We start from the raw sequence: 3265 nt of genomic DNA on the forward strand, positions 1-3265 counted from the left end.
ACCCTGCGACACCGAGAGGACGGCGAGATTCGCCTCGCTCCCCACCTGCCCGACGTGGCGGTCGAGGACAACCTCGTCGTGCGTGCCGCTCGCCTGCTGCAGACCGAGAGCGGCAGCGAGCAGGGAGCGGAAATCCTTCTCGACAAGCGCCTGCCCCTGGGTGGCGGCCTGGGCGGCGGCAGCAGTGACGCCGCTACCACCCTGCTCGGTCTCGATGCCCTCTGGGGGCTGGGACTGTCGCTGGAACGCCTGGCCGAACTGGGCCTGACCCTCGGCGCCGACGTCCCGGTGTTCGTAAACGGCCATGCCGCCTGGGCCGAGGGGGTCGGCGAACGCCTCTCCCCGGTCGAACTCGACACCCCCTGTTTCGTGGTGATCCATCCCGGCGTGACGGTCTCCACCGCGGCGGTGTTCGGGGCACCGCAATTGACACGCCACACCCCCCCGATTACCATGGCGCGCGCATTGCAGGGGGGAACGGCAAGCTGGAGCAACGACTGCGAGCCCACCGTCCGGGCACTGTATCCCGAGGTGGCGCATGCACTCGACTGGCTGTCGACTCGAGCGCCGAGCATGCTGACCGGCACCGGCGCCTGTATTTTCGCCCGTCTCGACAGCGAGTCGCAGGCGGACCAGATCCTGGCCACGGTGCCCGAGGCCTGGCAGGCCTTCAAGGCCCACGGCCTGAACCGTTCCCCTCTTCATGCTGCACTGGGTCGATGACCCTCCCCGCCCACGGGCGCCGAGGCATCCCGGAGCGGAGCAAGTTGCTGGGGCATAGCCAAGCGGTAAGGCAGCGGTTTTTGGTATCGCCATGCGGAGGTTCGAATCCTCCTGCCCCAGCCATTGCGCCCCGGAACGACTCTCGACCCAAACCTCTGAAGACCCAACACAGCAAAGGTGGCTGCGCGTGTCAAAATTGATGGTTTTCGCCGGGAATGCCAATCCCGAACTCGCCCGAAAGGTCGCCGAGAGTCTGGACACCCGCCAGGGCAATGCCACGGTCGGCCAGTTCAGCGACGGCGAGGTCGCGGTCGAGATCAACGAGAACGTGCGCGGCAAGGATGTGTTCATCCTGCAGTCCACCTGTGCACCGACCAATGACAACCTGATGGAGCTGATCCTGATGATCGACGCCCTGCGTCGGGCCTCGGCCACCCGGATCACTGCCGTGGTGCCCTACTACGGCTATGCTCGTCAGGATCGCCGCGTGCGCTCCGCGCGCGTGCCGATCTCGGCCAAGATCGTCGCCGACATGATGGTCAAGGCCGGGGTTGACCGGGTCATGACCATGGACCTGCATGCCGATCAGATCCAGGGGTTCTTCGATGTGCCGGTGGACAACGTCTACGGCTCGCCGATCCTGCTCGACGATATCGAGCGTCAGAACTACGACGACCTGGTGGTGGTATCACCGGACGTCGGCGGCGTAGTGCGCGCCCGCGCCATCGCCAAGCAACTCAACGCCGACCTGGCGATCATCGACAAGCGTCGCCCCTCGGCCAACCAGGCCCAGGTGATGCACATCATCGGCGAGATCGAGAACCGCACCTGCGTCGTGGTGGATGATATGATCGATACCGCCGGCACTCTGTGCAAGGCGGGCGAGGCCCTCAAGGCCCGGGGCGCCTGTCGCGTCGTCGCCTACGCCACCCACCCGATCCTGTCGGGGCCGGCGGTAGACAACATTTCCGGCTCGGTCCTTGACGAGGTGGTGGTGACCGACACCATTCCCCTTTCCGAGACCGCCCGGCGCAGCGGCAAGATCCGCCAGCTCAGCGTCGCCGGACTGATCGCCGAGGCGATCCGCCGGGTCAGCAACGAGGAATCCGTCAGCGCCATGTTCCACTGAATGCGGGTCCACGGGGACTCGCCCGGCGGGACAGGGCGCGGGACACATGCCCTGCGGGGCTCCCGGAAACGCCGTGGTCTGGTCGCGGACCACGGCGCTTTCCCTACTTCCAGAAAGAGGCAATTCCATGTCCGATTACACACTCAATGCCAGCGTTCGCAACGACCTGGGGAAAGGTGCGAGCCGCCGCCTGCGTCGTGCGAACGAACAGGTGCCGGCCATCATCTATGGTGGTGAGCAGGCGCCGCAGCCCATCGCCGTCGACAAGACCAGCTTCTACAAGGCGCTGGAAGACGAGGCCTTCTTCTCCTCGGTGATCAACCTGCAGGTGGATGGCAAGGCCCAGCAGGTGGTGGTGCGTGACCTGCAGCGCCACCCCTACAAGCCGCTGATCACCCACGCCGACTTCCTGCGGGTCGATGCCACCCACGAGATCACCCTGCGCGTGCCGCTGCACGTGGTGGGCGAGGACAAGAGCAAGGGCATCAAGGACGAGGGCGGCGAGCTCCACGTGCTCTCCAACGAGGTCGAGATCAGCTGCCTGCCGAAGGATCTGCCTGACTTCCTCGAGGTGGACATCGCCGAGGTCGCGCTGGGCACCACCCTGCACCTCTCCGACCTGACCGTGCCGAGCGGCGTGACCCTGGTCGCGCTCACCCATGGCGAGGATCACGACAACGCCGTGCTGAGCATCACCAAGCCCAAGGTCCGCAGTACGGGAGAGGGTGAGGAAGGCGGTGAAGCCGCCGAAGGCGAGGAAGGCGAAGGCAACGCCGAGTAAGTGCGCCTGCCCGGGGCCATGCATGGCATGGCCCTTTCCCTTCAACGATCAAGCGCCTCGGCGCTTGATTTTTTGTTTGGAGACATGAAATGCGTCAGGTCAAGGCGATCATTGGACTGGGCAACCCCGGCGCCGACTACGAGGCGACCCGCCACAATGCCGGCGCCTGGCTCGTGCAGGCCGTGGCCCGGGCGGCAGGCAGCGAGCTGCGTCCCGAGAAGAAATTCCTGGGTCTGCACGCCAAGGCCTGCCTCGATGGCCAGGAACTGCACCTGCTCGAGCCCACCACCTTCATGAACCGCAGCGGCGGCGCAGTGGCGGCCCTCTGCCAGTTCTTCAAGCTCACAGCCGACGAGCTGCTGGTGGCTCACGACGAGCTCGACATGCCGCCGGGCACAGCGCGCTACAAGACGGGCGGCGGTCACGGCGGCCACAACGGCCTGCGCGACATCGCCCGCGCCCTGGGCAACGACAAGGGGTTCCACCGCCTGCGCATCGGCATCGGCCATCCCGGCGACAGCCGACAGGTGACGAACTATGTGCTGGGCCGTCCCGGCAAGGCCGAGCGCGCTGCCATCGACGCCGCCATCGACGAATGCCTGGCCACCCTGCCCCAGGCCGTGGCCGGCGAC

General features: G+C 66.5%; 4 protein-coding genes and 1 tRNA gene. All 5 read left to right on the top strand.

Annotation, left to right across the window (positions count from 1 at the left end; genetic code table 11):
• A partial coding sequence (gene ispE, locus RI841_RS15605; RefSeq protein ID WP_310706551.1) for a 4-(cytidine 5'-diphospho)-2-C-methyl-D-erythritol kinase occupies nucleotides 1-723 on the top strand: 723 nt, incomplete at its 5' end.
• Between the two features lie 48 nt (nucleotides 724-771).
• Nucleotides 772-846, top strand: a tRNA-Gln gene (locus RI841_RS15610).
• Nucleotides 847-922: 76 nt separating this feature from the next.
• Nucleotides 923-1852, top strand: a complete 930-nt coding sequence (locus RI841_RS15615; RefSeq protein ID WP_310706554.1) for a ribose-phosphate pyrophosphokinase — start codon at nucleotides 923-925, stop codon at nucleotides 1850-1852.
• Nucleotides 1853-1979: 127 nt separating this feature from the next.
• A complete protein-coding gene (locus RI841_RS15620; protein WP_310706552.1) occupies nucleotides 1980-2633 on the top strand; it encodes a 50S ribosomal protein L25/general stress protein Ctc in 654 nt (217 codons plus the stop codon).
• Between the two features lie 89 nt (nucleotides 2634-2722).
• Nucleotides 2723-3265: aminoacyl-tRNA hydrolase (gene pth / locus RI841_RS15625; protein WP_310706553.1), on the top strand; the 543-nt coding region annotated here is incomplete at its 3' end.

It is taken from the genome of Halomonas sp. (genome assembly GCF_031581305.1).
In the GTDB taxonomy this organism is placed as follows: domain Bacteria; phylum Pseudomonadota; class Gammaproteobacteria; order Pseudomonadales; family Halomonadaceae; genus Halomonas.

Excerpts from the sequence above, each read along its gene's own strand:
- RI841_RS15615 (WP_310706554.1), top strand. The coding sequence starts at position 923 with ATGGTTTTCGCCGGGAATGCCAATCCCGAACTCGCCCGAAAGGTCGCC.
- RI841_RS15620 (WP_310706552.1), top strand. The coding sequence starts at position 1,980 with ATGTCCGATTACACACTCAATGCCAGCGTTCGCAACGACCTGGGGAAA.